The sequence below is a fragment of the Actinoplanes sp. NPDC049265 genome (assembly GCF_043197135.1).
Lineage (GTDB): Bacteria > Actinomycetota > Actinomycetes > Mycobacteriales > Micromonosporaceae > Actinoplanes.
Genome location: NZ_JBICSP010000019.1, coordinates 91,107 through 117,286, shown reverse-complemented (window position 1 = coordinate 117,286; position 26,180 = coordinate 91,107). Strand labels below are relative to the sequence as shown.

The 26,180-nt window shown below is 71.9% G+C and carries 25 protein-coding genes and 1 pseudogene; 7 read left to right on the top strand and 19 right to left on the bottom strand.

Going from position 1 to position 26,180, the window contains the following annotated elements:
• Positions 1-19: 19 nt before the first annotated feature.
• Positions 20-343 carry a YciI family protein gene (locus tag ACGFIO_RS34765; RefSeq protein WP_392833108.1) on the bottom strand — a complete coding sequence of 108 codons (324 nt, stop codon included), beginning with the start codon at positions 341-343 and terminating at the stop codon, positions 20-22.
• Positions 344-679: 336 nt separating this feature from the next.
• Here ACGFIO_RS34765 and ACGFIO_RS34760 point away from each other — a divergent pair, with 336 nt between their 5' ends.
• Positions 680-1,132: a hypothetical protein gene (locus tag ACGFIO_RS34760; RefSeq protein ID WP_392833106.1), complete on the top strand. Its 453-nt coding sequence runs from the start codon at positions 680-682 to the stop codon at positions 1,130-1,132.
• A 300-nt stretch (positions 1,133-1,432) separates the two neighbouring features.
• On the opposite strand, the gene ACGFIO_RS34755 is transcribed toward ACGFIO_RS34760, so the two are convergent.
• The 3 genes from ACGFIO_RS34755 to ACGFIO_RS34745 are packed head-to-tail and all read right to left on the bottom strand — an operon-like array spanning position 1,433 to position 4,903.
• Positions 1,433-3,340: a DNA recombination protein RecN gene (locus ACGFIO_RS34755; RefSeq protein ID WP_392833104.1), complete on the bottom strand. Its 1,908-nt coding sequence runs from the start codon at positions 3,338-3,340 to the stop codon at positions 1,433-1,435.
• Positions 3,337-3,876 carry a hypothetical protein gene (locus ACGFIO_RS34750; RefSeq protein WP_392833102.1) on the bottom strand — a complete coding sequence of 180 codons (540 nt, stop codon included), beginning with the start codon at positions 3,874-3,876 and terminating at the stop codon, positions 3,337-3,339. Before ACGFIO_RS34750 ends, ACGFIO_RS34755 begins: the two co-directional genes overlap by 4 nt.
• 49 nt (positions 3,877-3,925) lie before the next feature.
• Positions 3,926-4,903, bottom strand: a complete 978-nt coding sequence (locus ACGFIO_RS34745) for a hypothetical protein (RefSeq protein ID WP_392833099.1) — start codon at positions 4,901-4,903, stop codon at positions 3,926-3,928.
• 133 nt (positions 4,904-5,036) lie between these two features.
• Here ACGFIO_RS34745 and ACGFIO_RS34740 point away from each other — a divergent pair, with 133 nt between their 5' ends.
• From ACGFIO_RS34740 to ACGFIO_RS34720, 5 genes are all read left to right on the top strand, one after another.
• Positions 5,037-6,149, top strand: a complete 1,113-nt coding sequence (locus ACGFIO_RS34740; protein ID WP_392833097.1) for an endonuclease/exonuclease/phosphatase family protein — start codon at positions 5,037-5,039, stop codon at positions 6,147-6,149.
• A 113-nt stretch (positions 6,150-6,262) separates the two neighbouring features.
• The gene (locus ACGFIO_RS34735; protein ID WP_392833095.1) at positions 6,263-6,736 is read left to right on the top strand and encodes a hypothetical protein; all 474 of its coding nucleotides are present in this window, start codon (positions 6,263-6,265) and stop codon (positions 6,734-6,736) included.
• Between the two features lie 27 nt (positions 6,737-6,763).
• Positions 6,764-8,353: a bifunctional 3-(3-hydroxy-phenyl)propionate/3-hydroxycinnamic acid hydroxylase gene (locus ACGFIO_RS34730; protein WP_392833093.1), complete on the top strand. Its 1,590-nt coding sequence runs from the start codon at positions 6,764-6,766 to the stop codon at positions 8,351-8,353.
• A gap of 13 nt (positions 8,354-8,366) precedes the next feature.
• Positions 8,367-9,596, top strand: coding sequence for a DUF3500 domain-containing protein (locus ACGFIO_RS34725; RefSeq protein ID WP_392833091.1), 1,230 nt, complete (start codon positions 8,367-8,369; stop codon positions 9,594-9,596).
• 72 nt (positions 9,597-9,668) lie between these two features.
• Complete coding sequence (locus ACGFIO_RS34720) at positions 9,669-10,193, top strand: MarR family winged helix-turn-helix transcriptional regulator (RefSeq protein ID WP_392833089.1); 525 nt, start codon at positions 9,669-9,671, stop codon at positions 10,191-10,193.
• Positions 10,194-10,274: 81 nt separating this feature from the next.
• Here the strand turns inward: ACGFIO_RS34720 and ACGFIO_RS34715 are convergent, their stop codons facing one another.
• Positions 10,275-10,895, bottom strand: coding sequence for a TetR/AcrR family transcriptional regulator (locus ACGFIO_RS34715; RefSeq protein WP_392833087.1), 621 nt, complete (start codon positions 10,893-10,895; stop codon positions 10,275-10,277).
• A gap of 132 nt (positions 10,896-11,027) precedes the next feature.
• Between ACGFIO_RS34715 and ACGFIO_RS34710 the strand changes: the two genes are divergently transcribed.
• On the top strand, positions 11,028-11,795 hold the full coding sequence (locus ACGFIO_RS34710) for an NADPH-dependent F420 reductase (protein WP_392833086.1): 768 nt from the start codon (positions 11,028-11,030) through the stop codon (positions 11,793-11,795).
• A gap of 17 nt (positions 11,796-11,812) precedes the next feature.
• Here the strand turns inward: ACGFIO_RS34710 and ACGFIO_RS34705 are convergent, their stop codons facing one another.
• The 14 genes and pseudogenes from ACGFIO_RS34705 to ACGFIO_RS34640 form a co-directional block, all read right to left on the bottom strand.
• Entirely contained in the window at positions 11,813-12,133 is a 321-nt protein-coding gene (locus ACGFIO_RS34705; RefSeq protein ID WP_392833083.1) for a hypothetical protein, read from the bottom strand.
• The gene (locus ACGFIO_RS34700; RefSeq protein WP_392833081.1) at positions 12,133-12,636 is read right to left on the bottom strand and encodes a hypothetical protein; all 504 of its coding nucleotides are present in this window, start codon (positions 12,634-12,636) and stop codon (positions 12,133-12,135) included. Before ACGFIO_RS34700 ends, ACGFIO_RS34705 begins: the two co-directional genes overlap by 1 nt.
• Positions 12,633-14,576 carry a putative baseplate assembly protein gene (locus ACGFIO_RS34695; protein ID WP_392833079.1) on the bottom strand — a complete coding sequence of 648 codons (1,944 nt, stop codon included), beginning with the start codon at positions 14,574-14,576 and terminating at the stop codon, positions 12,633-12,635. The genes ACGFIO_RS34700 and ACGFIO_RS34695 overlap by 4 nt, the downstream gene beginning before the upstream one ends.
• Positions 14,573-14,971, bottom strand: coding sequence for a GPW/gp25 family protein (locus ACGFIO_RS34690; RefSeq protein ID WP_392833077.1), 399 nt, complete (start codon positions 14,969-14,971; stop codon positions 14,573-14,575). Before ACGFIO_RS34690 ends, ACGFIO_RS34695 begins: the two co-directional genes overlap by 4 nt.
• On the bottom strand, positions 14,968-15,366 hold the full coding sequence (locus ACGFIO_RS34685; protein ID WP_392833074.1) for a PAAR domain-containing protein: 399 nt from the start codon (positions 15,364-15,366) through the stop codon (positions 14,968-14,970). Before ACGFIO_RS34685 ends, ACGFIO_RS34690 begins: the two co-directional genes overlap by 4 nt.
• 46 nt (positions 15,367-15,412) lie before the next feature.
• Complete coding sequence (locus ACGFIO_RS34680; protein ID WP_392833073.1) at positions 15,413-17,053, bottom strand: VgrG-related protein; 1,641 nt, start codon at positions 17,051-17,053, stop codon at positions 15,413-15,415.
• Positions 17,043-17,714 (bottom strand): LysM peptidoglycan-binding domain-containing protein, encoded by a 672-nt coding sequence (locus ACGFIO_RS34675; RefSeq protein ID WP_392833070.1) that lies wholly within the window; start codon positions 17,712-17,714, stop codon positions 17,043-17,045. The genes ACGFIO_RS34680 and ACGFIO_RS34675 overlap by 11 nt, the downstream gene beginning before the upstream one ends.
• 56 nt (positions 17,715-17,770) lie before the next feature.
• Positions 17,771-18,769, bottom strand: coding sequence for a DUF4157 domain-containing protein (locus tag ACGFIO_RS34670; RefSeq protein WP_392833067.1), 999 nt, complete (start codon positions 18,767-18,769; stop codon positions 17,771-17,773).
• Between the two features lie 676 nt (positions 18,770-19,445).
• Entirely contained in the window at positions 19,446-19,916 is a 471-nt protein-coding gene (locus ACGFIO_RS34665) for a phage tail protein (RefSeq protein WP_392833066.1), read from the bottom strand.
• Positions 19,903-20,055, bottom strand: a pseudogene (locus tag ACGFIO_RS34660) (DUF6760 family protein); the annotation flags it as partial. The pseudogene ACGFIO_RS34660 and the gene ACGFIO_RS34665, both read right to left, overlap by 14 nt.
• A 17-nt stretch (positions 20,056-20,072) precedes the next feature.
• A complete protein-coding gene (locus tag ACGFIO_RS34655) occupies positions 20,073-20,429 on the bottom strand; it encodes a hypothetical protein (protein WP_392833064.1) in 357 nt (118 codons plus the stop codon).
• Positions 20,426-20,860 carry a phage tail protein gene (locus ACGFIO_RS34650; RefSeq protein WP_392833063.1) on the bottom strand — a complete coding sequence of 145 codons (435 nt, stop codon included), beginning with the start codon at positions 20,858-20,860 and terminating at the stop codon, positions 20,426-20,428. The genes ACGFIO_RS34655 and ACGFIO_RS34650 overlap by 4 nt, the downstream gene beginning before the upstream one ends.
• Before the next feature lie 17 nt (positions 20,861-20,877).
• Positions 20,878-22,467, bottom strand: a complete 1,590-nt coding sequence (locus ACGFIO_RS34645; protein WP_392833061.1) for a phage tail sheath family protein — start codon at positions 22,465-22,467, stop codon at positions 20,878-20,880.
• Between the two features lie 3 nt (positions 22,468-22,470).
• A complete protein-coding gene (locus tag ACGFIO_RS34640) occupies positions 22,471-26,178 on the bottom strand; it encodes a DUF4157 domain-containing protein (protein WP_392833060.1) in 3,708 nt (1,235 codons plus the stop codon).
• Positions 26,179-26,180: the final 2 nt, after the last annotated feature.

Sequence of the window (26,180 nt, the reverse complement as noted above, 5' to 3'; positions counted from 1 at the left end):
CCACCTCACTCGCGCCGGGTCAGCCGCCGAACACCTGCTGGATCACGCTCGTGCCGTCGCCGACGATCCGCCGGAAGCGCCGGCCCAGCTCGATCGCCTCCTCCTTGGATCCCACCTCGACCAGCGCGAACCCGCCGACCGCCTCCCGCGCCTCGGCGAACGGCCCGTCGGTCACCGTCATCTCGTCACCGGCCGAGCTGATCACCACGCCTTCGGGCGCGAGCCCACCGGTCGCCAGCAGCACACCCTTGGCCGTCATCTCCTCGATGAACGCCGCCATCTCGGCGAACAGCTTCTCGTCGGGCCGCTCGCCGTTCGCCATCGACATCATCAGGTAACGCATGTCCTGCTCCGTTCTCGTCGGATCATCTGCCCCTACGTCGCCCGGCCGATGTGACAGGGAACGAGTATATTCCCTGTCACATCCACTGGTCGACGAGTTGGTGACCCGCACTCCCGAGGAGGACACCAGCCATGACCGCCATCGCCACCCGCACCCTGCTCACCGCTGGTCCCGCCGCCTGATCAGATCACCCGGCTCGGACATTCGACGCCCAGCCGAACCCGGGCCGGATACCACCAAACAGCACCGCGGCCACGCAAAGGGCCCGTCGAGGTCGCCTCGTAGTGGCACGTTTCCGGGATTCGCACAGGTCACCCGGCGCCGCACCCTGTTCCCATGGCTTACGCATACCCCCAGTACATGCCGCCCGCCGCCCGCCGCAGCGCCCCCGTCAGCGTGCATTTCATCGCGATCCTGTACTACCTGGGCGGTGCGATCTACCTGCTCGCCGCGGCAGCCGCCGGCTTCCTGTTCGCCACCGGTCACCTCGACGGCCGGATCCAGCAGCTCAGCCAGCGTGACCAGCAGGCCGCCACGATCGCCGGCGTCGCCGTGCTGGGCGTGCTCGGCCTGATCACCATCTGGTTCGGCCGCCGCCTGCAGATCGGCCGCAACTGGGCCCGCGTCCTGCTGAACTTCCTGCTCTTCCTCACGGTCGCGGGCATCGCTTACACGACCTGGCGCACGCAGGATCCGACCGTGCTGATCGCCCTGATCCAGCCGGCCTTCTACCTGATCCTCCTGAACACCCGCGCCGCCCGCTCCTGGTTCAAGAACCACACCTGGTAGATCAAGATCAAGATCAAGATCAAGCTGTCGTAGCTGAGTGGGTGGTACAGACCGCAGCTCCCGCCGAGGGTCGCTGCGCTCCACGTCCGTGCGTGGCAGGCGCGCTCCGCGCGCCACCCGAACGCCAGCCCCACCCAACATCCCGTCCCCCCGAACCCACCACTCAAAGTCCCAGTGGTAGCCCCGCGCGGCTGGTTCGCGAATACCGCCCGGACTACCACTGGTGAGGGCAGTGGGTCCGGGCCGCCGAAACCGCCCAGGTCTACCACCGGAGGTTGGGGTGGTCGGGCAGGGCGGGGGTCAGGCTATGTCGTCGTCGATCAGGGCGTACGGGGGGCGGTCGGCTCGGCGGGAGAAGCGGACCACCACGTCGGACGCGACGGTCGGCGGGGGCGCGTTGTCGGCCACCACGATCTGCGCGCCGGCGCCACCCCCGGCCAGCCACCGCTCGATGTGCCGGTAGATGCGGTCGGTGACCGCGTCCTCCCCGGCCCCCAGGTTTTTCTGCGGGCTGTCCAGCAGCAGGAAACCCGGGTGCGACGAGCGCTCCTCCCAGGCGATCTCGAACAGAGCCAACTGCCAGGCCAGGGCGATCAGGGTACGTCCACCGGACGACGCCGCCGTGTACGGTTCGTCGCGCGTGTAGGGCGTCAGGTCCTCGGCCAGCCGCGCGTCGCCGGCCCGGGGGAAGTGCCACTCGCGCAGGATGTCGCGGTACCGGCCGCCGACCCGCTCGACCACGGCCGTACGCTCACCGGCCGGCGTCAGCACCGCGAACAGCTCGTCGCGCAGCGTGCCGAGCTGCGACTCCAGATGCTCGACCAGGGCCAGCCGCCGATGCACCACCCCGGTCAACCGGAGCCCGTCCACCGCCCGCTGCAGCGTGGTGGCCGCGTCCTCACGCCGCCGGGCCAGCGCGTCCCGCTGGGCCAGGTAGGGCGTCACCGCGTGGGCCGTCGCCGCGTCGACCTCGGCCGCCGCTCGCGCCTCGACCTCCTGGGCGCGTGCGGCCGCGACGCGCAGCCGCGGGATCTCCCGTTCCAGCTCGTCCAGGTATTCGGTCAGCTCGGTCAGCCGGGCCCGCGCCGACCGCAGCTCGGCGCCGACGTCGGGCGGCCCGGCCGGCGCCTCGCCGCAGTTTTCGCAGGCGGTGACCCCGGCCGGGATCGGCGTCAGGCAGGACGGGCAGACATCCAGCCGCATGGGCGGGAACAGGTTGCCGGCCTCGGCCAGCATGACCAGCTTGCTGACGTCGTCGGCGTACGTGGCCCGCAGCGACGTCATCCGCTGCGCCTGGGTCTCGCGGTCACGCAGCAACGCCGCCGCCACCCGCGCCGCGCCGCCCGCCTCGCGATGCCGTTCCCGCAGTTCCTCCGCGAACCGGGTGTCCGATCGGGCACGCTCGTCGAGGGCCGCGGTGGCCTGTGCGCACGCCGCCAGTTCGGCCTTGGCCGCGCGTTCTAGGCCGGCCAGCTCGTCGCGCCCGGCCGGCTCGACCTCGGCCACCAGCTCACTGGCGGCCCGATGGGCCTGGTGGGCCTCGCCCAGCCGTAGCTCCAGGGCACCGATCCGGCGGCCGAGCTCGATCGCCCGGTCGTTGTGCACGTCGAACACGACGTCGACGACCTGGCGGAGCTTGAGGTGTTTCATCGGGACGTTCTCGAACAGCAGGTTGCGGTCGTCGAGCCGTTCGCTGGGCAGGAAGCACAGCCACATCAGGTCGCGGAAGCTGAGCGGGTCGGTGACCGCTCCGGCTTCGGTCCGCCCGTCGCGCAGCCGCACACCCTCCAGCTTGCAGTGCGACAGCAGGAGGCTGGACAGGCTGTTGGCCGCGCCGGCGGGACGCAGAGGGCGGCGTTCGGGAGTGGCGGTGCCGGTCTCGTCGAGGCGGCCGGGGCAGACGTAGGCGAACGTGGACGGCTCGCCGACCGCCCGCTCGATGAGGTAGGGCGTGCCGGACAGCTCGATCTCGAGGGTGGCCGCCCGCACCTTGGGCGTGATGGCCGGGTGTCGCGGGTGGTCGGAGGCGCCCAGGCAGTAGTCGACGAACTCGAGGATCGTGGTCTTTCCGGTGCCGAACGCCCCGGCGATGATCGACAGTGGCCGGGGCGCGTCGGCCGGGCCGCGGAAGTCGACGTCGTAGGTGCGGCCGTCGGCGTGCAGACGCAATCGCCGGATGCGGATCCCGTGCACCACGCGTTCGCTCATGTCTGATCTCCAGCATCAGTGGAGTAGGCGGCGGGATGGCCGGGCGCGGCGGTCGGGTATCCGAAGGTCGTGCTTCGGCGGACCGTCTCCCTTAGTCTACGGCCGCTGAGCCTGCGCAGGCGGCGCAGAACGATTCGTGCGGCGGCGACGTAGGAAACGGCATATGCCGCGGTCAGTCCGGCCGCGGCGGCCCGGCCGGCCGGGGTGAGGCGGTAGCGGATCCGGCCCGAGGTGGTCATGCCGGCCAGCCCGGTGGAGACGAGTACGGCCAGGTCGCCGGAGATCCGCTGCAGTGCCGTGGCGAGGCGCTGGCCGGCGCTCGCGTACCCCACGGCGCGGTCGTCGAACCCGGCCAGCCGCAGGCTGAGCCGATCGGGGTCGTCGGAGTCGCGGGCCAGCAGCAACGGGTGGGCGGCGAAGAAGTCGTAGAGGGCGATGCGCTCGGCGTCGACCCCGTCCGGCAGTTCGTCGTGCACCAGGTCGAGCAGCAGCAACAGGCGGGCACAGCGGAACTCGGTGACGTCGTCGGGGTTCACGCCGGCTCCTCCTCGGCGATGCGGCGGCCGTACTCGGTGACGTCGTGGTTCACGCCGGCTCCTCCTCGGCGATGCGGCGCCAGTGCCGCACCCAGCCGGCCCGGCGGTTCTGCACGATCCGGTGCATCAGGCCGCAGTGGTGGACCCGGCTCGCGGCGAGTTCGGACGGGAACGCGCCGGACTCGCGGATCTCGCCCATCACCGCGGCGTGCAGGCCCGGGAGCAGCGGGTCCGGTTCGCGGCCGAGGGCGTTGAAACGAGCTTCCCAGATCCCGTACGCGACGCCGTCGGCCTCACGCAGGGCGTCGAGCTCCGCGCGTACCCCCTTGTCGTGAATCTCCCGCGCCAGCAGGTCGGCGTTGAAGAACTCGTGCTTGGCCGCCTCGACCTCGGCGTGCCCGGCGGCGTGCAACTGCCGCACGAACAGCGCCCGGTCGAGCACCCCGGCCTGCTCGTCGTCCACGTCGTGCAGCGCGCGGCGGGCCGCCGGCGGCGTACCCGGCAGGTAGGGATCGTAGTAGTGCCGCCGCACGTGCGCGGCGTCCGGCCGGGCCAGCATCTCGCGCAGCGTGGTCTCGTCCCACAGGTCGATCAGCACCCCGGTCTCCCGGCGGCGCCGGGCGCTCCATCGGTCCCACCAGCGGGCGGTGTCGGGGTCCATGCTGGACGGCACGCACAGCACCCACCGGCTGATCTGGTAGCCGTTGCGTTCGGCCGCGGCCAGCGCCGACTCGAACGACTCGCGGATCTGCGCCTGTTGACCGCGGGCGACCAGCGGCCAGAAGTACTTCGACTGCCAGAGCACGACCAGGCCGGTCAGGTCGCCGGCGAGCACGTCGATGCCCCAGTCGCCGGGATGCGCGGCGATCTGCCGGACGCCGGGGTGAATGGCGGAGATGAGCATCGCCAGCATCTGTTCGAAGTCGTCGCGGGCACCTGCGATGTTGCCGGCGCGGAACTGATGGGCCGCGAAATTGATCGGAGGCTCGCCGGCGGCGAGCCTCGACACCGCGGCCGACGCAGGCATTTCATCCCTCCTGGAGATCACTATCGCGCCCTATGGTGACGATCGGCAACCGAGTGAACACTGTTCGTCAACTCTTAACCTGTCCACAGCCGAGGAATCGCGGACCGGCCCGCAAGAATAGACCGGAGGCACCATGCGGATCGCGGCGTACAACGTGGAGAACCTGTTCAACCGGGCCCGCGCTCTGGACCAGCGCACCTGGGCGGCCGGCCGGCCCGTGCTGGAGGCGTACCAGAAGATCTGCACCCTGCTCGAGGAACCCACCTACACCGACCCGATCAAGCAGGACATCCTGCGGGAGCTGCGCAAACTGGGGCTCCGCAACGGAGATACGGCGAAGTTCGCCCGGCTGCGGCAGAACCGCGGGCGGCTGCTCCGCCGGTCGCGCGACGGCAAGGTCACGGTGATCGCCGAGGGGCGCGCGTCGTGGATCGGCTGGGTCGAGCTCACCACCGACCGGGTCGACGAGCTGGCGCTGGCCAACACCGCGCGGGTGCTCGCCGACGTCGGTGGCGACATCGTCGGGGTGATCGAGACGGAGAGCCGGATCGCACTCAAACGCTTCGCCGACGCCGCGCTGCCGGCCGGCGACACTCCGATGTACCCGCACGTCATGGTCGTCGACGGCAACGACGAGCGCGGCATCGACGTGGGCGTGCTCGCCGGTCCCGAATACCCGCTGATCAGGCAGGTCAGCCACGTCGACGACCACGACCACCGCGGCCGGGTGTTCAGCCGCGACTGCGCCGAGTTCCTCTTTCGCACCCCGCACGGCGCGCCGGTGGCCGTTCTGGTCAACCATTTCAAGAGCAAGGGGTACGGCGGGAAGCTCGCCTCCGACGCGATCCGCCGCCGCCAGGCCACCCGGGTCGCCGAGATCTACCGCGACCTGATCGCCGACGGCATCCCGCACGTGGCCGTGGTCGGCGACCTCAACGACACCCCCGACAGCGAGCCACTGGCGCCCCTGATCACCGGCACCGACCTGCGCGACATCAGCACTCATCCCGGGTTCGACGACGACGGGCGGCCCGGCACCTACGGCTACTGCACGGCCCGCAACAAGCTCGACTATGTCCTGCTCAGCCCGGCCCTGTTCGCCGCGGCCACGGGCGGCGGGATCTTCCGGCGCGGCGTGTGGGGCGGCAAGCGGGGGACGCTGTGGCCGATCTACGACACGATGACCGCGGCCGTGCACGCGGGCTCCGACCACGCCGCCATCTACGCCGACATCAGCCTGCCCTGAACCCCCGTGGTAGCCCAGGGCTGCATCGCCAGCCCAGACGGCACTTGTTGTAGCTTCAAGTTGGGCGTAAACTTGAAGCTACACTTTCGGCGCCGAGGCCACGGGGAGATGCCATGCGCAGTTCCGGCGAAACGACCGCGCTGCTCCAGGCCGACCTGTCGACGCTGATAACAGCCCTGTGGTTCGAGATCGACCACGGGGACGGATCAGCGGCTTCCGGCTTCTTCACCGCCGGCGCCGACCTGACGTTCTCGCGGCGGACCTTCCACGGCACCGCCGAGATCGACGCCGTCTACCGCGACCGGGCCGCCCGAGGGCCCCGGGTCTCCCGTCACCTGGCCTCCAACGTCCACATCCGCCGCCACGAGACCGATCTGGTCGATGTCGTGTCGGCTCTGGTGCTCTACGCGCAGGACGGCGAGCCACCGATCGCGGCGACCGCCCCGGTGCTGATAGCCGACGTGTTCGACCGCTTCGTCCGAGCCGAGCATCCGGACCAGGCGCCGCGCCCGTGGCTGATCGCGTCCCGGCGGATCGAGAACCGCTTCCTGCTGCCCGGCGACGTCCTCGCCGTACCCACCCGATAGCGACCGCTACGACGAACTGGAGCAGACATGTCCTCATCCTCCGCTGATATCGACCGTCACGACGTGGTTGTGGTGGGCTACGGCCCGGTCGGGATGGTCACCGCCGGCCTGCTCGCGCAACACGGCCTCGATGTCGCCGTCGTGGAACGGTTCCCGCGCAGATATCCGCTGTCCCGGGCAGGACACTTCGACGGCGAGACGATGCGCGCGTTCCAGACGCTGGGCATCGCCGGCGAGGTCGAGCTGGTTGCTCGCCCCTTGCTGGAGTGGAGCCTGATGGACGCCGACATGGAGCTGTTGACGACCCTCACGCTGGGCCAGGACGGTGCCGGCTGGAAGGCCAGCTACCTCTCCTACCAGCCGCAAATCGAGGAGATCATCGACCGGCGCGTACGGGATCTGGGCGTACGGGTCCACATGGACACGACCGCGGAAGAGCTCCGCCCCGACACCGACGGCGTGGATCTGGTCGTACGCCGCGACGGTGCGCGCGCCACGATCCGAGCGTCGTATGTCGTCGGCGCGGACGGTGCCAACAGTTTCGTCCGTTCGGCGTTGGGCATCGGCCGCCGCGACCTCGGTTTCCGCGCGCTGCAGGAGCTGGTCCTCGACGTACGCCTGAACGACCCGGACGTTGACCTGCCGGAGCTTCCGGAGGTGTTCCAGGTGCTCGATCCCGAGCGCCCCGTTCTCGCCGGCCGGTGGTCCGGTCCCGCCACCGCCCGCTTCGAGTTCGCCTCCCGCGAGCAGGAGTCCCGCGATCATCTGCTGAGCGACGAGTTCAGCTGGGGACAACTGGCCCGGTGGGGCCTGACGCCTCGCGACGGCACCATCGAACGGCGGGCCGTCTACTCGTTCGAGAGCCTGCTGGCCGAACGGTGGCGAGACGGTCGCGTGCTGCTGGCCGGGGACGCCGCGCACACCATGCCGCCGTTCATGGGTCAGGGCGTGTGCTCGGGCTACCGCGACGCGCTCAACCTCGCGTGGAAGATCGCGGCGGTGCTGGCCGGCGACGCCGACGACAGCCTGCTCGACACCTACGAGTCCGAGCGGGCCCCGCACGTCGAGGAACTGACCCGGGCGTCGATGGCGCTGGGTGAAATGGTCAGCCTCCGGGATCCGGAGCTGGCCCGGCAGCGCGACGAAGCACTTCGCTCGGGCAGCGTCCCGCCTCAGCCCGAGTTCCCGCGCCTCGGACCCGGCATCGTCACGGCCGCCGGCCCCGGCGACGGGTCCCCGGTGGACGGACGCCTGGCTCTCCAGGCCCGTGTGGCCTTCGACGGCCGCCTCGGCCGATTCGACGAGTTCGGCACCCCGGGCTGGAAGATCGTTTCTCGCCACCCCGTGCCGGCGGAGCTCTTCGGCGAGCGAGGGCGTGCGGTCGCCGAAGGACTCGGGATGGCGGTCTTCCACGTGTCCCGGGGCCCGGGTCCCGGCTACTACCAGGACATCGACGGCGACTTCGACCTGTGGTTCCGCCGGACCGGGCGCAAGGTGCTGATCCTGCGACCGGACAACTACGTCTTCGGCTCGGGCGCGACCGTCGAGGACCTGCCCAGCCTGCTCGACGGCCTGGCCGACACCCTCGCCGCGTACGGCTGGAAAACCGCGAACTGAAGGGACCAGCTCGATGTCTCACCACCGGACCCCGGCCGCCTTTCCACTGCCGACCGGGCGCGGCGCTCTTCCGATCGTCGACGCCCACCTCTTCGCCGACCTGCTCCCGCCCGAGGCGGCCTTCGAGCTGACCGCCGGTGAACGCCGCTACCGCGAGCCCTACGTCGGTATCACCGACGACGGCACGCCCCGGACCGGCCTCTACCGCCTCGACGGTCCGGGTTCGTCCACGGCGGTGGCGTCCACGGCGGCCCGGGCCTACCTCGACGGGCTGCCACCGCACCAGCGAGCGGTCGGCGCCCTGCCTATGGACGCGGCCGAGTGGCGGCTGTGGACCAACGCGATACCGACCTGGCACCCGAAGGGCATGCGCCTGGACCGGCTGCCCGACCGGGACCGTGAGCGCGCCCTCGCGGTCGTCGAGGCGAGCCTCAGCAAGGGCGGATACGGCGAGGTACGGGCGGTCATGGCGCTCAACCAAAATTTGGGCGAGCTCATCGACGACTACCGCGACACCCTGACCGAGTTCGCGTACTGGTTCACCGTGTTCGGCACGCCTTCGGGCGACTCGCCGTGGGGGTGGCAGCTGATGGGCCACCACGTCGACCTGCACTGTGTCTTCGTCGGCGGCCAGGTGGTGCTCGCCCCGGTGTTCCTCGGCGCCGAGCCGACGACCGGCACCGGCCGGTTCACCGGTCTGAGCGCCCTCGACCGGGAGACCGACGTCGCGCTGTCGTTCCGCCGCACCCTCGACGCCGACCGGGAAAGCGAGTTCCTGATGGGCCCGTCACTGCGCGCCGAGGACCTTCCGCCCGAACTGGCGGGCCCCTGGAACGGACGGCACCTGGCCGGCGCGGGCGGCGACAATCTCGTCCTGGCGCCCGAGGGCATCGTCGCCGACAGCCTGCCGGCCGACCAACGTGACGGGCTGGTGGAGCTGATCCGGGTCTACCTCGACCGCCTCCCGCCGGCCCAGGCCGAGAACACCCTGGCCCTGGTCCGCGATCACTTCGGCGAGACCCGGTTCGCGTGGCGCGGCGGCTCCGACGACGACGCTCCGTTCTATTACCGCATCCACTCCCCCGTGCTGCTTGTCGAGTACGACAACCATCCCGGTGTCTTCCTCACGAACACGGAACCGGCTCGCTTCCACGTCCACACGATCGTGCGCTCGCCCAACGGCAACGACTACGGACGTGATCTGCTGGCCCAGCATTACCGGATCCACCACGGCGGCCGCTGAACCGGCCCGCCGCCGACGTCACCCACGCCGGCCCGGCCACGAAGTTGACGTTACAACAAGTAAGCTCGTCGCATGGCACAGGAACCGGAGGAGTCCACGACCGCCGCCCCGGAGCCCCGGTGGCTCAGCGACGAGGAGCGTAAAGCCTGGCTCGCCACCGCCTCGATCATGATCAGCTTGCCGGCGGCCCTGGACTCCCGGCTGCAGCGGACCGCGCAACTGACGCTCGTCGAGTACATGGTGCTGTCCGTGCTGTCCGAACGCGCCGACCGGACATTGCGGATGAACATGATCGCGGCCGGGGTGTCCTCATCGCTATCTCGCCTGTCGCACGTCGTGACCCGGCTCGAGAAGCAGGGTCTGCTGCGTCGGTCGCGGGTGCCCGGTTCGGGCCGGCGGACCAACGCGACGCTGACCGACGCCGGCTACGCCAAGGTGGTCGCGGCCGCGCCCGACCACGTCGCCGCGGTCCGTGACTATTTCGTCGACGCGCTGGAGCCCACCGACGTGGCCGTCATCCAACGACTCGGCCGGGCGGTCGCCGAACGCGTCAACCCCGCGCAGCCCGTCATCTACGGCTCTTGGACGGACGCCTGACCACCTCGGTTGGCCGGAGTGTCCAGGGCCGGCCGCCCGGCACAGCGGACCTCGGTGTGGAGCAGATCCTCACGGCCGGCATCAAGCGTCCGCGTCGCGCTCGGGCAAGGGTTCGGTGTTGCGGCTGCTGAGGCCGTCGAGGGAGATGCGCAGCAGGCGGCGCCACTGACCCGGGTTGCTCTCGGCGGTGGTCAGGACGGCCTGACTCAGGGCACCGCTGAGCAGGAACAGGTCGTCGGTGGTGACGCCGGGGCGCAGCACGCCGGCGTCCACGCAGCGGGTGCGTAGCTCGTCGATGCAGGAATAGCAGCGCTGGACGCAGGACTCGCTGGGGCCACCGGTGGCGGCGTAGCTCTCGACGACGGCGCGGTTGCCGGCCTGGGTGGTGAGCAACTGCTCGAAGAAGCCGGCAAGCGCCTGCCAGGGGTCCTCGGTGGCCATGGCCCGCTGGTGGGCGTCGGTGAGCCACGCGTCGAACTGTTGCCCCAGGACGGTGGCGAGCAACTCGTCCTTGGCCGGGAAGTGGCGGTAGAGCGTGCCCATGCCGACACCGCTGCGCCGGGCGATCTCGCGGACGTCCACGCCGCCGCCGCACTCGGCGAAGACCTCACCGGCCGCCTTGATGATCGCGGCACGGTTGCGCTCGGCGTCGGCTCGGCGCACGGGCCGGGGCGCTGGAACGGCGTGGTCGGCGAGCGTCACGGCGTCCAGCGTACGACATGGTTCCCAGCCCGGAGCATCTGCTCCGTTTGTGATCCGGGCAACAGGAGCAAGTGCTCCGCTTGGTGTTAGCTTGAATCGGAGCAACTGCTCCGATTGAAAGGATTGCCCTCCATGGCAACACTCGGCATCATCGGCGCCGGCGCCATCGGCACCACCCTCGCCCGGCAGGCCATCGCGGCGGGAATCGACGTCGTCCTGGCCAACTCCCGCGGCCCGGAAACCCTCACCGCGACGGTGGCCCAGCTCGGCGCACGGGCCCGTGCCGCGACTCCCGAGGGAGCCGCCCGAGCCGGCGACTTGGTCGTGGTCAGCATCCCGCTCGGCGCGTACCAGCAGCTCCCCGCAACCGCGCTGGCCGGCCGAGTCGTGCTCGACACCAGCAACTACTACGCGACACGCGACGGCCACCGGCCCGCCCTCGACGCGGGTGAGATCACCACCAGCGAACTCGTCCAGCAGCACCTGGCCGAGGCCAAGCTGGTCAAGGCCTTCAACAACATCAGCGACCACCACATCCCCGTGCTGGCGCGCCCGCCCGGCGCGGCCGACCGCAGCGCGCTACCCATCGCCGGTGACGACCCGCGGGCCAAGGCCAGTGCGGCCGAGCTGATCAGCCGGCTCGGCTTCGACACCGTCGACGCCGGCCCCCTGGCCGAAAGCTGGCGCTTCGAACCCGAGACGGACGCCTACACCGTGCCGTACTGCGCCGACCCCGACGCCCTCAGGACCGCCTGGGCCCAGCTGGCCGAGGCCGTGCGCTCCGGCACCACTCCGCAGATGCCCGCGGCCGACCCGGGCGCCCCGCTGCCCGCGGCCCGGCTGCGCACCCTGCTCGCCGGCACGTCCCGCAAGCTCACCGCCGACCGCTTGATCGCCTGACCAACGGCTCGGCCCGGTCAGCCGAGCAGCCAGACCGTCAGGAAGACGGCGGCGGCCATCGCCAGCGGTGCCAGCAGGAGCAGGATCAGGGGTCGCCGGCCGGCGGGGACGGGCAGATCCAGCTCGGGCGTGGCCGGCGGCGCGATGCCACGGGAGGCGGCGGACGGCCAGAGCTCCGCGCCGCACACCTCGCACCGGACCCGGGCGGCTGGATTGCCGCGGGCACACTCGGCGCAGCGGGGACCGGGAACGGTCTTCTCCGGCGGCTGCTCCCGGCGGCGGCCCGGCGCGTCCTGGCCGGAGCCCGGAAACGGGCCGCGGGGCAGGCGTGGCTCCATCACGCCTCCCGGCCGGCGACGGTGAGCCGGTACCCGACGCCGACCGGCAGTTCTTCCCGGATCATCGCGTGTACCTGCTCGGCGTCGTTCAGGCCGAGGCTGGTCAGTTCGATCTGAACGTCGCCGCCGGGGGGATCCGGTTCGCCCGGCAGACTGACCCCGCCCGAGTCGTGGACCGTGACCTGAGCGCCGGTCAACCCGGCCAGCAGCCCCTCCAGACCGGTGGCGGTGCCACGCGACAGCAGGACGCGCCCCACCGCGCGGAGCAGCCGGCGCTGCGCGGTCAGTTCGGCCACGGTCGCGGCCGGGCGCACCTCGACCGCGAGCCAGGAGCTCAGGTACGCGAGCATCTCCGGCGAGGCCAGGTCCACGTCGATCTCGTGTTCCAGGTCGTCGATCTGGGCCCGGACGGAGTCGGTGATCTGCTGGCAACCGGTGACGAAGGCGGCCAGCACCCGGTCCCGGGCCATCACCTGCGGAAGCTGGGCGAGCAGCCAGGTCACCGGGCCACCTCGACGTCGTGCCGGTCGGAGAGGAACAGCGCGGCGGGCGGGAGCGTGATCTCCTGCCCCCCGGGCAGGTCGTCGTGCTCGCCCCAGAGGTCGGTGCGGACGAGCTCGACCGAGCTGACCGCGGCCACCCCGGGGACCGCGCCCAGCACGGTGTAGACGTCGCCGATCCCGAGCGGGCGATCGAACGGCCACCCGCCCCCGCCCGGGCCGCCTCCCACCGGGTCCAGGAAACGGTAGAGAGCCTTCGCCGCGGCGGAGCCGACGACCTCGGCCGGCGCGGAGGCGACCGCGCGGACCACGGCACGGACCCGGACCCCCTGATACCGCGGTACGCCGACCCGGACCCGGACCGACAGCAGCCGCCGGTCGTCCAGCCGGCTACGGATCTCCGCGCCGAGATCCTCGGGCAGGCTCAGGTCGTCCAGGCTGAGCGGCCCGGCCGGGCGGGTGGCCGCCGGCACCACCAGCAGCCGTACCGGCTCGCCGGGCGATTCGGGCGGCAGACAGCGAGCGCGGGCGACCCCGGCGATCTCGGTGGTGAAACGCTGGAAGTCAGCGGCCGTGACCGCCCGATCGGCGCTGCGCAACGCCAGCGGGCCACGGGTGCGGGCGTTGTCCAGGGTCTCCGCGTCCAGGCCCCCGGTGGCGGCCTCGGGATTGGTCACCGAGCGCAGCTGGGGAACGGCCGACAACGGCACGGTCAGGGTGTCCGGGCCGACGTTGCCGCGCCGGCCGCCCCCGTACCGGTAGCCGGTGACCCGGATCTGCGCGTTCTCCGGGGGCGTGGCGCCGTAGAGCCGGACGCGGCCCCGGTCGTCGGTGACCCCCGGTCCGAAGCGGATCTCGCCGGTGGCGCCGCACCAGGTGACGTACCGGTCCTGCGGCCCCGCGCCGGCGAACGTGGCGACCTCGGTCCACTTCTGCGGCTCGCCGGCGCCGTTGTCCGGGACGACCAGCACCGTCTCGTCGTCGGTGCGGGTCAGGGCCGGGGCGCGGCGTACGAAGAAGCTCTGCCCGGGCCGGCCGTTGCTGACCCCGAGGACCTCGCCCGGAGCGGTCTCCGCGTGATGGGCCATGACCAGCCCGCCGTGGCCCGCGACGGTGAGCGTCTGCACCATCGGCGACGAGCGGTAACCGGCGTGCCCCTCGACGGGACGCAGCACGCACCGCAGCCAGTGTGCGGCGACACCGCCGAGGCTGAGCTCCGGGTGCCCGGGGGCGAGCAGCATCTCGACCCGGCCCGACCGGTTGAGCCCGCCCGTGGTGTCGGCCAGCAACCGGACGTCCTGCCAGTCCCGGCCGGTCCAGCTCTGCCAGGCGATCGGGGGATGATCCGGGTCGATGCCGGCGCCGTGCGCGCCGGAGACGGTGAGATCGACCCGAAGCAGGTTCCCGCCATGGTCCGCGCGCAGCCCCAGACAGAGCGCGTCGTCCCGGGCGACGCCCGGGAAGACGAGGATCCGGGCGTCGCCGGCCCGCAGCTCGCCCGTATGGTCGTTGTCCTGGCCGACGCCGTGGGTGCGACACGCGACCAGTTCGGGTACGGCCACGCGCAGATCGGCGTCGGTCATGAAGACGATCTGGTCGCCGTCCTCGTCGAGCTCGGTGCCGACCCTGGTGCCACGCGGTACGACGACCGTGTCCCGGGCCGGGCCGTCCAGGCGGAACAGCAGGCCGGTGCGGGCCGGACCGGCCGACTGCAAGGTGATGCCGACGAGCTCCAGGAACTTGACGTAGAGCCGGTCCGGAACCTGGTTGAGCCGATAGATCATCAACTCGGTCATCCAGGCGAACAGCTCGATCAGCGCGACGCCGGGATCGGAGACGTTGTGATCGGTCCACTCCGGGCACAGGGCGGTGACCCGGCGCTTGGCCTCATCGACGATGTCCTGGAACTTCCGGTCGTCCAGCTCGGGTGCGGGCAGGCTCACGCGGTCGGCTCCTCACCAGGGATCACGTAGAACGGATAGACCAGATTGCGGTGGTCGTTGGTCGCCCGCACCGTGTAGGCGACGGAGACCCGTACGGTGGACTCGCCGTCCGCCTCGGCGGTGACGTCGTCGACGGCGATGCGCGGCTCCCAGCGGGTCAGCGCCTCGCGCGCCGCCTGCGCGATCAGCCCCAGCGTGGCCGCGTTGACCGGGGCGAACACCTGATCCCAGAGCGCGCAGCCGAACTCGGGGCGCATCACCCGCTCGCCCGGCGCGGTGCCGAGGATCATCCGGACCGCGCCGTCGAGCTCCTCCACGCCGTGGGCCAGCCGCAGCCGGCCGGCCGGAGAGACGCGGGCCGGGAACGTCCACCCGGCGCCGATCAGGTCACTCATCCGGCCACCACGCCGGGAGAGCCGCCGGTGATCGTGGCGGGCGGCCCGGGCACGTCGCAGCAGGTGGCGACCGGGTCGCCCAGCCGCGCCAGCCCCGAACCGTTGACCAGCACGGTCGCCGAGCCGCTGAGCACGGTGCCGCGGTCGGTGGGCGGGGTGGTGAAACCGGTGCCGGGCGGGGCCGGCAGATGCCCGGGCCGGTTGACGGCACCGCTTCCGGTGACCGCGGCGCGGCGGCCGTCGATGAGCACGTCCGGGGACAGGCCCGAGTCGAGCGTTCCGTTGAAGGGCAACGGCTGCGGCACCGGCGTCGGCGCGCCGCCGGGTCCCGGCACCAGCACCAGATGGGTGTCCGTCCCGGTGACCGGGTCGCCCTCTCTGGCCGCGTACGGCATGGTTCCCTCCTTCGCGGGTGTCGGGCCGTCGGGCGCGACGGGGTCGTCAGTTGAGCCGGATCGGGCGGCCGGCCGCCCGCAGTTCGGCGTCCGCGGTGATCTCCACCGTCGGCGCGCGGAGCACGAGCCGGTCGGTGGCGGAGATCTCGACCGTCCGGCCGGTGACCCGGAGCGTCTCCTTGCCGGCGAGCGCCGAGTCGGCCCCGGCCAGCCGCAGCGCGGACTCGCCGCCGGCCAGGGCCAGCTCGACCGAGCCCGGGTCGTCGTCGGCGAAGGTCAGCCGATGACCGGTGCGGCTGGCCAGCACCCGGTGGGTCGTGCCGCCGTCGCGGGCCGCGTCCGGCCGGGGTGGCGGGTCCCGGCGGTTGAACAGGCCACCGAGCACGTACGGCCGGCCCCGGTCCCCCGCCTCGAAGCCGACCAGCACCTCGTCGTTGACCTCGGGAAGCCACTGGACCCCGCGGCCCGGGCCGCCGCCCGGTGTCACGACTCGGGCCCAGGTGCTCTCGTCCTGTTCGGACAGGGTGGGGAACCGGACCCGGACCCGGCCCAGTCGTTCCGGGTCGGCGTTCGACGTCACCACCGCGACCGCCAGCGACCGCCGGCCGTCGCCGGCGCCCGGGCCGACCAGGTCGGCCAGCTCCCCGGAGTCGCGCGCCCCGCAGACGAACCGGGTCACGTACGGTCCGTCGGTGCCGAAGTCGTGCTCGGTCGCGGTCACCCGGTACGCGCCGGCCAGCCGTTCGCCGACCCGTTGCAGCCGCACCTCCGCGCCGGCCGCGATCAGCGGATTGCCCGCCGCGACTCCGCGCAGCACCACCTCGGCCCCGCTGGCCCGGGACAGCAGGGAGCGGGCGTACGCCTCGGTTTCCTCCAGGCCGGTGGCGCCCAGGTGCCCGGCCCGCTGGGTGATCCGGCCGAACGCCCGCCGGGCCGCCTCGGCCGACTGCGCGGCGGCGGGGGCGTCGGTGCCGTACTCCGGTTCGGTGGCCCGGCCGGTCACCGTGCGCTTCTCCACCGGATCCCAGGCGATCACCTCCGCCTCGTCGCAGTGTGACGCGGAGGCGAGCCGCACGCTGAACTCCAGCAGGTTCTCGCCCCAGCGCAGCGGCGGCGGCGTGACCCGGCTCGAGGGGCGTCGTTTGAAGTGCAGCTCCCGGCCGGTGACCCAGACGTCGAAGCCGGTCCGGGCGGCCAGGCCACGCAGGAAGGCCAGGTCGGTCTGGGCGACCTGCAGCACGTGCTCCCGGGGGTGGCCGGAGCGGTCCACGTCCGCGTCGAGCCCGTGTTCGGCGGCGATCCGGGCGGCGATGTCGCTGTCTGACATGCCGGTGAAGCTTCGGGTCCGCGGGCCGCGGGCCAGCCGGTGCGCGAGGTCGAGGCCGGTGACGACCAGCTCGTGCCGGCCGGAGACACCGGGCGCCACCTCGACCGTCGTGACCTCGCCGGCGGTCACCAGCACCGGATCGCCGTCGGCGCGGAACGCGATCTCGATTGCCGTGCCGGGCCGGAAGCGGTCCTGGTCGAAGAGCCGGAAGTGGGCGTCCTCGAATCGCATCGTGAACTGATCGGGCAGATGGATCGATTCCCGCACGCGGACCCGGGTCAGCTTCGGGTAGAGCGCGGCCGGCAGTGGCGCACCGTCGACCGTGACGACGACGGTGTCCAGGGCCCGGTCAGCGGCCACCGCGCACCGGCCTCTCGGGGACCAGCAGGGCCGTGCCGGCGGGCAGGTCGAGCGGGTCCAGCACCCGGTTGGCCTCGGCGATGAGCCGCCACTGGGTGGCGTCGCCGTAGCGTGCGGCGGCGATCCGGTCGAGGGTCTCCCCCGGGCGCACGATGTGCACCGCGTGCGGCGACGGTGTGAACGAGGTCGGATTCTGAAGCGGAAGCAGCTTCTCGTCCTGCAGCTGCCGCAGGGTCAGGTCGGCCTTGGCCCGCAACGGCCGCCCGCTGGAGGAGAAATAGGTGAAACGGATCTGCAGCCGGTCCACCACCGCACGGAAGCTGTGCAGCTCACCCCAGTGGAACTTCACCCACGGCGGCCGGCCGGAGGCGCGGGCCGGATCGTTCGAGGGCAGTTCGGGGTCGACCCGCAAGAGATTCAAGAGCTTCGAGGTGTACGCCGAGACGTCCTGACCGGTCCGCGTCGTGTCGAAGACGAGGTTGAGCGAGATGGTGGCCGACTGTCCAGCCTGGAATCGCAGTTCCGGAGCGTCGACCCCCTTCGCGTCCCCGGCCTGCCAGGAGACGGACTTGGCGATGGTCAGCTCGGCCGGGTTGAACAGGCATTCGATCTTCTCGCCGGTGCGTTCCACCTCGAGGTACGCCTTGGCCGGCTGCTCCATCGTGTCCTCCCGTCGGTCGGGTCCGCGCGCCTCTGCTGCGGATAACGATCTTCCGGTCAGAACGGCGACGGACGACCTCCGCGGCGCTCCCACTGTTCGAGCAGCCGTTCCTCGACGGCCCGGACGATCTGCTCCACGGTGAGTTGCCGCCCCGGCGCCCCCACGCTGCCGCCCGACGTTCCCGCGCTCCCGCCCGACGCCCCCGCGCCGCCGCCCGACATCCCCACGCTGCCGCCCGGCGCGTCGCTGCCGCGTTGTGCGCTGTCCGACGTCGGGCTGGTCGCGGTGACCGGATGCGCCTCGGTGCCGGGCCCGCCGCGGGCCACTGCACGGGGACCGGCGGCACCGGACGAAGTTGTCGCGGCGCGCACCTCCTCGCGTGCGATCTCGATTGCCGCCTCGCGGGCCGCGCGCACCGCCGTCTCCACCAGCGCCGGTGCGCCTGCTCCGGCACCCCCGACCGGAAGGGCGGAGACAAAGCCGGCCGGAGGCGCGGAGCCAAAGCCGGCCGGGAGCCCGGAGCCAATGCCGGCCGGAGGCCCGGAGCCAAAGCCGGCCGGGAGCCCGGAGCCAAAGCCGGCCGGGAGCGCGGAGCCAAAGCCGGCCGGGAGCCCGGAGCCAAAGCCGGCCGGAGGCCCGGAGCCAAAGCCGGCCGGGAGCCCGGAGCCAAAGCCGGCCGGGAGCCCGGAGCCAAAGCCGGCCGGGAGCCCGGAGCCAAAGCCGGCCGCCCGGACGGCTGCTTCGGTCGCCCGGGCCGTCCGTTCGTCGGCGTCGGCGGCGCTGTGCGGGGCGTGCAGGGAGAAACGTGGCCTGCGTATCGGGTTGCGCGCGTGGACCAGCTCGTGGGCCAGCAGCGCCGGCTCGGTCGAGCCGGGTTCGCCGGGCAGGTGCACGGTGGTGCCCGTCGTCGCGCCGTGCGCCCGCGCCGCCCGCAGAGCCCTCCGCGTGGCCCGCCCGGTCGTGTAGGTGGCCGAACTGCCGCCGGTCAGCGACCGGACGATCGGCATCAGCCGCGCCGGGAAGGCCCGGGGCGCCTCCAGCGGCAGTCCCGCCACCGCTTCGCGCCATCTCGCCTCGGCGGTCCGGGAGCCGGGCCCCACCTCCCGGGTCGCGCTTCGGCCGCGGGGCCCGGCGACCTCCCCGTGCTCGCCGATCCGGGCTGTCCTGGTTGTTACCGCTCGGGGCAGTGGCGTCCGCATCAGTGCGGCCGCCCGGGCCACCCTGCGGTGAAGTGGCGTGCGGTTCGCCTCGCTTCCGGTGCTGGAGCGTGGTTCGCGGGCGGCCCGGTGAGCCCATGGCGAGTGGTGGAAGCTTCCGCGCGTACCCAAAGGATCTGTGGTCTCGGTCAAATGCGGGCCGGCGTCCGGCGCCGGCGGCAGGCCGAAGCCCCCGACGACTCTGAGCTCAGCGATCAGGCCGGCTCCAGCCACCGGTCCCGGATCACGCCGGGCACTCACCAGGCCCGGTCCGGCTCCGAGGGCGGCGCTTCCGGTTTCGCGGCGGCCGTTCACCGACGACGGGACCGGCAGGCGCGGGCGCGGAATCCCCGCCCGCACGGGACCGGCGACGTGCGAATGGTCCCGGCGGAGGACTCCGGTCCGGCGTGGCGCCGGGCGGGAAACCCGGCGCAGGAGGAACAGATGGACCGCCAGCAGCGGTGGCCGTACCGGCGCACTGCCGGCCCGGGCGGACGAGTGCGTGAGCGAGGGCAGACGCCGGGCCAGCGGCCGGTCAGCGACCGGCCGCCATGGTGAAACCACTGTGGCACACCTCCAGCTCCTCGACGGCCAGGTCGCGGGACGTCGCGGCCAGCCGCGGCCCGGTCCAGCGCACCGGGTACGCGTCGGCGAACCGCCAGGTCTGCACCGCACGCCCGCGGCCGTCGCGGATGGACACCTCGCCGTTGCGTACCGGAAGCCGGTTGTTGCCGCGCCCGAACCCCTCCCCCGAACACGCCGAGAACCAGTCGAACAGGGTCCCCGAGTCGGTCAGCCCGCGCTTGAACACCAGGTTCGGCCACTTCATGCGGCCGGGCAGCTTGTGGGTGTGCTGGTTCTGCCCGCCCTCCGCGACCTCCTCCACCTCGATCGTCACGCTCAGGCCGCCGACCTCGGTGAACGTGCCGATCTGGAGCCCGTCCACGGTCAGGACGAACCGCCCGGTCCACGGCGGGTCCGGCGTGCGGTCGTTACCGGACAGCAAGGATGCCCTCCCAGGATCGTTCGTTCAGGTCGGCCACCCGGCGGACCAGGCGCAGGCGGTCGCCGTGTTCGAGGTCGAGCAGTGCGTCGAAACCCCAGTGCAGGTGGTACGCGAGGTAGGCGACCTCCTGCCACAACTCGTCCTCGGCGTAGCGGCCTAACCCACCTCCACCGAGGCCCGGGGTAAAGGGACGCCGGGCTCCAGGTCGTCGAGCACCGACGGGTCCCCGAAGTTGATGATCCGGTAGAAGTCCTGGAGGTAGCCGAAGTCGCTGGCGAACAGCCGCTCGACGACGCCGGTGTTGATCCGGGACAGCGTCCCCAGCTCGGTGACGACCCGGGCGAGCACGATGACCGTGGCGTACGACTCGTTCTCCCGTACCCGGGGATCGCGGAGCGGCTCGATCTCGTCGCGCGCGGTGGCGAGCCGCATGACGCCCGTACGATGCAGGGTCCCCTCTTCGTCCACGAAGCCTTTCGGCAGCGTGAACGGGAACTCGGTGTGCAGGCTCACTTGACCCGGACCAGCCCCTCATGCGTGATGACGACCTTCTCGGTGGCGATGTCGTTCGCCCCGGCGTCGAAGTCCGCGCCGGTCCACTTGGACGGCCAGCCGGCGACGAACTCCCAGCGGGCGACCACGGCGCCCTTCGAGTCCTTGGCCGAGATGGCGCCGTTGCGCCGGCCGGCGTCGACGTCACCCTGGATGATCTCCTTGCGCCAGTTCCAGAGCACCTGGGAGACGTCGATCCGGCGTTCCAGGTTGATGTCGGCCCACTTCATGGCGCCCGGCTGCTTCCTGATGATCATTTTGCCGTCCTTGTTCACCTCCTTGTACTCGATCGTCTCGGTCTCCGACTCGATCCCGGAGACCTTGCGGAAGCTGCCCACCTCGACGCTGTCGATCTCCAGGACGAAGGTCTGGGTGGTGATCAGATCCGACACGGAACTGCTCCTCTTCGTTAGTCGGCGGTTGCGGCGCCGCCCTGCCACTGGCTGATCCGGAAGATGACGTACTCGGCGGGTCGCACCGGTGCGAGCCCGACGTCGACGACGAGCAGACCGTCGTCGATCGAGCTCGGCGGGTTGTTGGTCTCGTCGCAGGTGACGAAGAACGCCTGTTCGGGCGACGCCCCGACCAGGGCGCCACGCATCCACAGCTGATGCAGGAACGCGCCGATGGTCCGGGTCACCCGGCCCCACAGGGCCTCGTCGTTCGGCTCGAAGACCACCCACTGCGTACCGCGACGGATCGTCTCCTCCACGAAGATGAACAGCCGCCGCACGTTGATGTAGCGCCACGCCTGATCCTGCGAGGCGAGCGTGCGGGCGCCCCAGATCCGCAGGCCGTTCGCCCCGAACGAGCGCAGACAGTTGACCTGCTTCGGGTTCAGCAGGTCCTGCTCGCCCACCGTCACCTCGGTCTCGAGCCGGGCCACGCCGCGCAGCGCCTCGTTCGCGGGCGCCTTCCAGACCCCGCGGGCGCCGTCGGTGCGAGCCCACACCCCGGCCACGTGGCCGCTCGGCGGCACCCGGATGTACTTTTCGCCGGCGGTGGCGCCGGACCGAGCATGCGGATCGGCCACCATCAGGTGCGGGTAGTAGGCGGCGCCGAACGCGGTGTCCTTGGTCAGCCGGCCCCGCCACTCGATCGCCTGCTGGGCGTTGAGGCCGGGCGGCAGGTCGAGAATGGCCATCGCGGTGCGGCGTTGCTCGCACCAGTCCAGCAGCCGCGTCTGCGCCTCCAGGTAGGCGTCGAGGTCCAGGCCGCCGTCGGGTCGCCGGGTCACGGTCACCAGGTCCGGGATCGCGACGATGGACACGTCCTCGGCGATGGCCAGACCCTCGTAGCCGGTGCGCTCCGCCTCCGAGCCGGCCAGGTCGCCGGTGGTCGCCACGGCCGCGGCGGGCGAGGACTCGATCCGGTAGACGCCGACGGCCGGAATGCGCTCGGCCGGCGACAGCCCTCCGGCCGCCCGAGCCTCGACCCGGATCAGGGCCGACCGTTCGTTGATGGTCCGCACCGCCGCCGAGGGACCTTTGCCGGCCCCGAGAGTGAGGCGCGAGTACGTCTCCGGCGGGCAGCCGTTCCGGCGTACGGTCAGGCTGAACTCCTGCGGCGCCTCGCCCTCGGCCGGCGGCGCCTCGTGGGTCACCGTCACCTCCACCGGCGCCCCGCCCTCACGGGTCTCCACCAGCAGAGATTCGGCATCCTCGCGCCCGACCGCCGGCAGCGGCGCCCGCCCCGGCAACACCGCCCGCGCGGGAATCCGCACCACGTAACAGGCGGACCCACCGTTGGCGAAGAACCCGTGCACCGCGTGCGGCATCATGATCCCGGTCGCGAATCCGCCGAACGTCCGCTCGTACTGCGGCCAGCTGGTGACCAGCTGCGGCTTGATCCCCTCCGGATCCGCCTCGTCGCCCTGCGCCGGGTCGTACTTCGCGGTCAGCCCCACGAACGCGGCCACCGCGGTCCCCACCCCTTGCAGCGGCATCGACCCGCTGACCTGCTCCTCGACATAAACGCCGGGAGCACCCCCTACCGCCATCTCTTACCCTCCCGATTTCCCTTTGAAGCCGGCGAGGACCGCACGCGTCATCTGCCGGTCCCCGGTGTTCTGGCGCACTTCTTCCTTCTCCCGGTTGCACGGGCCGCACATGCCGGTGAGGTTCAGCTCCCAGTTGTTCCAGGCATCCCGCTCGGATTGAGTGGTTCCGCGCCCGGGCAACTTCCACGGCGCTTCCTGATCGCCGTGGTTCCAATGCTCGATGACTTCCTTGCGGTGCTCGATCTGCACCGGGACCTTGACCCGCACGAGCACTCCATCGACCTTGACGTCCTCACCCGCGCAGATGTGTGGAGTCCGGTAGTTCCAGCCGGGGCACACATAGGACATCGAATGCCGGTAGAGCAGCGGATCCTTCGCTTCCAGTTCCGGGTATCGGCCGCGGGCATCTCGCATCTTCAGGTAGAACTCACCGCGAAGCCGATCGCTGTCGCGGACCGCGCCGTAGTAGCGGCGACGGATGTCGAACTCGCTCAGCACCTCGCCGCCGCGAACGTCCGGGTCTTCCTGGAGCTCGACGATGTTCAGCGCGGCTCCGACGCCTTGGAGCATCGCCGCGGTCTGGTCGAGCTCCTGCCGCAGCCCGTAGAGGATCTGCTCGCGCTCCTCACTGGTCTGGAACCTCGCCGTCCAGGCCTTCTCCTCCTGCTTCGCTATGCGACGCCGGAGGTCTCGGAGACGCGTCACCATTGCTTTACCTTCGGCGGACTTGTCGCCGAGCACCGACGGGTGTTCCAGGGCGATGTCGAGCTTCTCCAGAACCCGGCCTCGGACGGAGGCCATTTCCAGATGCAGCTGTCCGTCGACGAAACGGCCGTAGAGTCGATGGGTCTCCCCTTCGAGAGGCAGCGGAACAGCGACCTCGTCGGAGCTGAGTTCCGATTGCCCAGGTTCGGTGTCGTCGGCGTCCGCATCGCCCTTGAGGGCGGACAGGGCACGGGCGCCGAGGCGGAAGGCCTGGTCGAAGAGCCAGTCGATGGCGCGGACGATCAGGGCTCGGAGGCGTTCGATCAGCTCGACCAGCTTTTCCGGGACGTTGCCCAGGCCGACCTGCGCCGCCAGGAAGCCGATCGCGACGGGCACCGCGTCGGCCAGACCCCTGGTCACCCGTTCGGCGCCGGTGGTCAGGTCGCCCCGCGCGACCTGGGCCAGCGTACGTGTGTAGCCCTCGACGATCTGGAGGATGTCGCGCAGATACTCGACGGCCGACTGGACCGCGTTGAAGAAGGCGACGCAGCCGTTGACGACGGCCATGACGCCGGTCGGGTCCAGCATGGACAGCAGTTTCGTGGTGGCGCGCTGGACCACCTGGGTCATGATCCAGTCGGTGGCCAGGCCGATCAGGGTGTCCCAGAGCGAACCGACCTGGCCGGCGAGGTGGGCGAGGATGCCGCTGAGTCCCTGTTCCCGCAGGTCGGTGACGAACTGCCAGGCTTCGCCGAGCCTTTCCACACCGGTACGGAGCGCGGTGGTGCGTTCGGGGCCGAGCCGGGCCGAGAGCTTCTCCCAGAGCGCGTCGGCGGTGATACCCAGCACCCGCATCGCCATTTCCAGCACCGCGCCGGTGGTGAGCGGACCCTCGGGGACGGCGATGCCGAGGTGGCCGAGCCCGCGCAGCAGCCAGGCGCCCAGGCCGCGCAGCAGGTGGCCACCGATGCCGTCGAGGAAGGCGGTGAAGCCGAGTCGCAGCGCCCGCATCACGTTCAGCAGGAAGCCGACCGGATCGCGGCGGATGTCGGCGAGTGCCCCGGTGACGTCGGCGACGATCGCCCCGAGCAGTTCCGACGGGAAGTTCATGAGTTTCAGCGCCGTGGTGACGAGTACCTCGACGACCACGGTGGCGAACTCGATCAGCCGGCCGAGCGGTTCGCCGAAACGGGCCAGGACCCGTTCGAACGCGGCCACCGGGTCGAGCAGGTCCTCCAGCGTCAGCGTGTCCCAGACGCCCCGGAACAGGCCGGTGATCATGTCGATGCTGATGCCGCACCGGGTCACCTCGGCCTCGATCCGGGCCGCCGCCTCGGTGAGGACGCCCGCCTCGGCCAGTCGTTCCCCGGCGCCGCCGGCTCCGGGCAGCAGACTCAGAAAACCCAGGATCACGGCTTCCCGGGTACGCGTGACCCGGGCGCCCGTGAACGGATCGCGTTCGAGCAGCATGGTGAGCAGCGGGTAGCCGGGGATCCGGCCGGCTCGTTCGGCGAGCGCCCCGAGCAGTGACTCCTTGACCAGCGACAGCGCCTTGCCGAGCAGCTCACCGCCGAAGGCCAGGATCCGCCGGAGCAATGTGATCGCGCGGTCGGCCAGTCCCGGGAGGGTGTCGAGCAGGTGCGGCAGGTTCTCGGGGCGCAGGGCCGCCCAGGCGTCGGTGAACAGCCGTACCGTGTCGTCCTTGAGCGCGCCGAACGTGTCGAGCCGGGTGTCCAGCCAGTCGGCGGCGGCCTGCAGGGTGCCGCGTTCGCGGAGCTGGGCGAGGGTCTGTTCCCGGCCGATCAGGGTGAGGAAGCCGGCGAGGATCTCGACGGTCGGCACCCGGACCTCGGTGCCGCGCAACGGGTCGTGCCGGAAGAGCTGAGTGGCCAGGTCCCAGACCGGCCGCACCTCGGGCCGGCGCAGCAGCGGTTCGACCAGGCCGGCCACCGCGTTCCGGACCAGGGCGAGCACGTCGTCGATGAGCTCGGCCACCGCGGCGCGGGCGTCGGCGAGGATGCCGTCGACGTGCCGGGCGAGCATGGCGGCGTTGCCGTCCACCCCGGCGGTGATCGACAGTTCGTCCCAGGCGCGGCCGATCTCGTCGCCGATGCGGGCCAGGGTCACCCGGTGCGCGGCGAGTTTGACACCGACGGCGGCGAGGGCGTCGTCGACGACGTCGGCGGCGGCCAGCACCCGGCTGGTGGCGGCGCCGAAGGGACCAGCCGCGGTGAGCACCGACTCGACGAGTTGCGCGGGCGCGGCCGGGACCGGCCGGCCGGTGATCGGGTCGGTGCCGATGACCTGGGTGAGCATGGTGTAGCCGGGCAGTGCGGCGACCGCGCCGCGTACGCCGTCGAGGACGATGTCGGGGATGAGCGAGCTGAGGCCGTCGTCTCCGGTGCTCTCGCGGCGGACCAGGTTCACGGCCGGTCCCGGGCTCGCCGGTGGGCCGGGCTCGGCGGGGCCACGTACGGCCGGGAGGGGGCCGGAGTCCTGACGGGTGGCTCGGGCCGCCGCCGCGATCCGGGCCGCGGCGAGCTCCTCGGGGTCGCCGGGACGGCTGACCGTCAGACCGCCGGCGGCGCCGGGTGCGGCGGCCGGAGCCGACGGGCCCTGCCGGGTGTGGGTCAGCTCGTGGATCAGCAGTTCGAAGCCGTCCGGTGTGGACGGCCGGTATTCGCCGGCGCCGAAGAAGACGTCGGACCCGACGGTGAAGGCGCGGGCGCTGAGAAGGGTGGCCACGGCGGCGGCTTCGGCGTCGTCATGCACGCGGACGTTGCCCAGTGGCGCCCCGAAGACGGTCTCCGCTTCGGCCCGGACGCCGTCGTCGAGCGCCCGACCGCTGCCGGCTCGCGCCCCGACCCGGCTCTCCACCTCGCCGAGGAGCCGGCCGGTGGCCGCGTTACCGGCGCCCTCCGGCGCGCGGAAGGAGGTCGCCGGTCGCGGGGCGTGATCGTCGCACGGGTCGCCGGAACGGGCCGCGCGGAGGGCCGGCGAACGCATGC

Excerpts from the sequence above, each read along its gene's own strand:
- ACGFIO_RS34765 (WP_392833108.1), bottom strand. The coding sequence starts at position 343 with ATGCGTTACCTGATGATGTCGATGGCGAACGGCGAGCGGCCCGACGAG.
- ACGFIO_RS34760 (WP_392833106.1), top strand. The coding sequence starts at position 680 with ATGGCTTACGCATACCCCCAGTACATGCCGCCCGCCGCCCGCCGCAGC.
- ACGFIO_RS34755 (WP_392833104.1), bottom strand. The coding sequence starts at position 3,340 with ATGAGCGAACGCGTGGTGCACGGGATCCGCATCCGGCGATTGCGTCTG.
- ACGFIO_RS34745 (WP_392833099.1), bottom strand. The coding sequence starts at position 4,903 with ATGCCTGCGTCGGCCGCGGTGTCGAGGCTCGCCGCCGGCGAGCCTCCG.
- ACGFIO_RS34740 (WP_392833097.1), top strand. The coding sequence starts at position 5,037 with ATGCGGATCGCGGCGTACAACGTGGAGAACCTGTTCAACCGGGCCCGC.
- ACGFIO_RS34735 (WP_392833095.1), top strand. The coding sequence starts at position 6,263 with ATGCGCAGTTCCGGCGAAACGACCGCGCTGCTCCAGGCCGACCTGTCG.
- ACGFIO_RS34730 (WP_392833093.1), top strand. The coding sequence starts at position 6,764 with ATGTCCTCATCCTCCGCTGATATCGACCGTCACGACGTGGTTGTGGTG.
- ACGFIO_RS34725 (WP_392833091.1), top strand. The coding sequence starts at position 8,367 with ATGTCTCACCACCGGACCCCGGCCGCCTTTCCACTGCCGACCGGGCGC.
- ACGFIO_RS34720 (WP_392833089.1), top strand. The coding sequence starts at position 9,669 with ATGGCACAGGAACCGGAGGAGTCCACGACCGCCGCCCCGGAGCCCCGG.
- ACGFIO_RS34710 (WP_392833086.1), top strand. The coding sequence starts at position 11,028 with ATGGCAACACTCGGCATCATCGGCGCCGGCGCCATCGGCACCACCCTC.
- ACGFIO_RS34705 (WP_392833083.1), bottom strand. The coding sequence starts at position 12,133 with ATGGAGCCACGCCTGCCCCGCGGCCCGTTTCCGGGCTCCGGCCAGGAC.
- ACGFIO_RS34690 (WP_392833077.1), bottom strand. The coding sequence starts at position 14,971 with ATGAGTGACCTGATCGGCGCCGGGTGGACGTTCCCGGCCCGCGTCTCT.
- ACGFIO_RS34685 (WP_392833074.1), bottom strand. The coding sequence starts at position 15,366 with ATGCCGTACGCGGCCAGAGAGGGCGACCCGGTCACCGGGACGGACACC.
- ACGFIO_RS34675 (WP_392833070.1), bottom strand. The coding sequence starts at position 17,714 with ATGGAGCAGCCGGCCAAGGCGTACCTCGAGGTGGAACGCACCGGCGAG.
- ACGFIO_RS34645 (WP_392833061.1), bottom strand. The coding sequence starts at position 22,467 with ATGGCGGTAGGGGGTGCTCCCGGCGTTTATGTCGAGGAGCAGGTCAGC.
- ACGFIO_RS34640 (WP_392833060.1), bottom strand. The coding sequence starts at position 26,178 with ATGCGTTCGCCGGCCCTCCGCGCGGCCCGTTCCGGCGACCCGTGCGAC.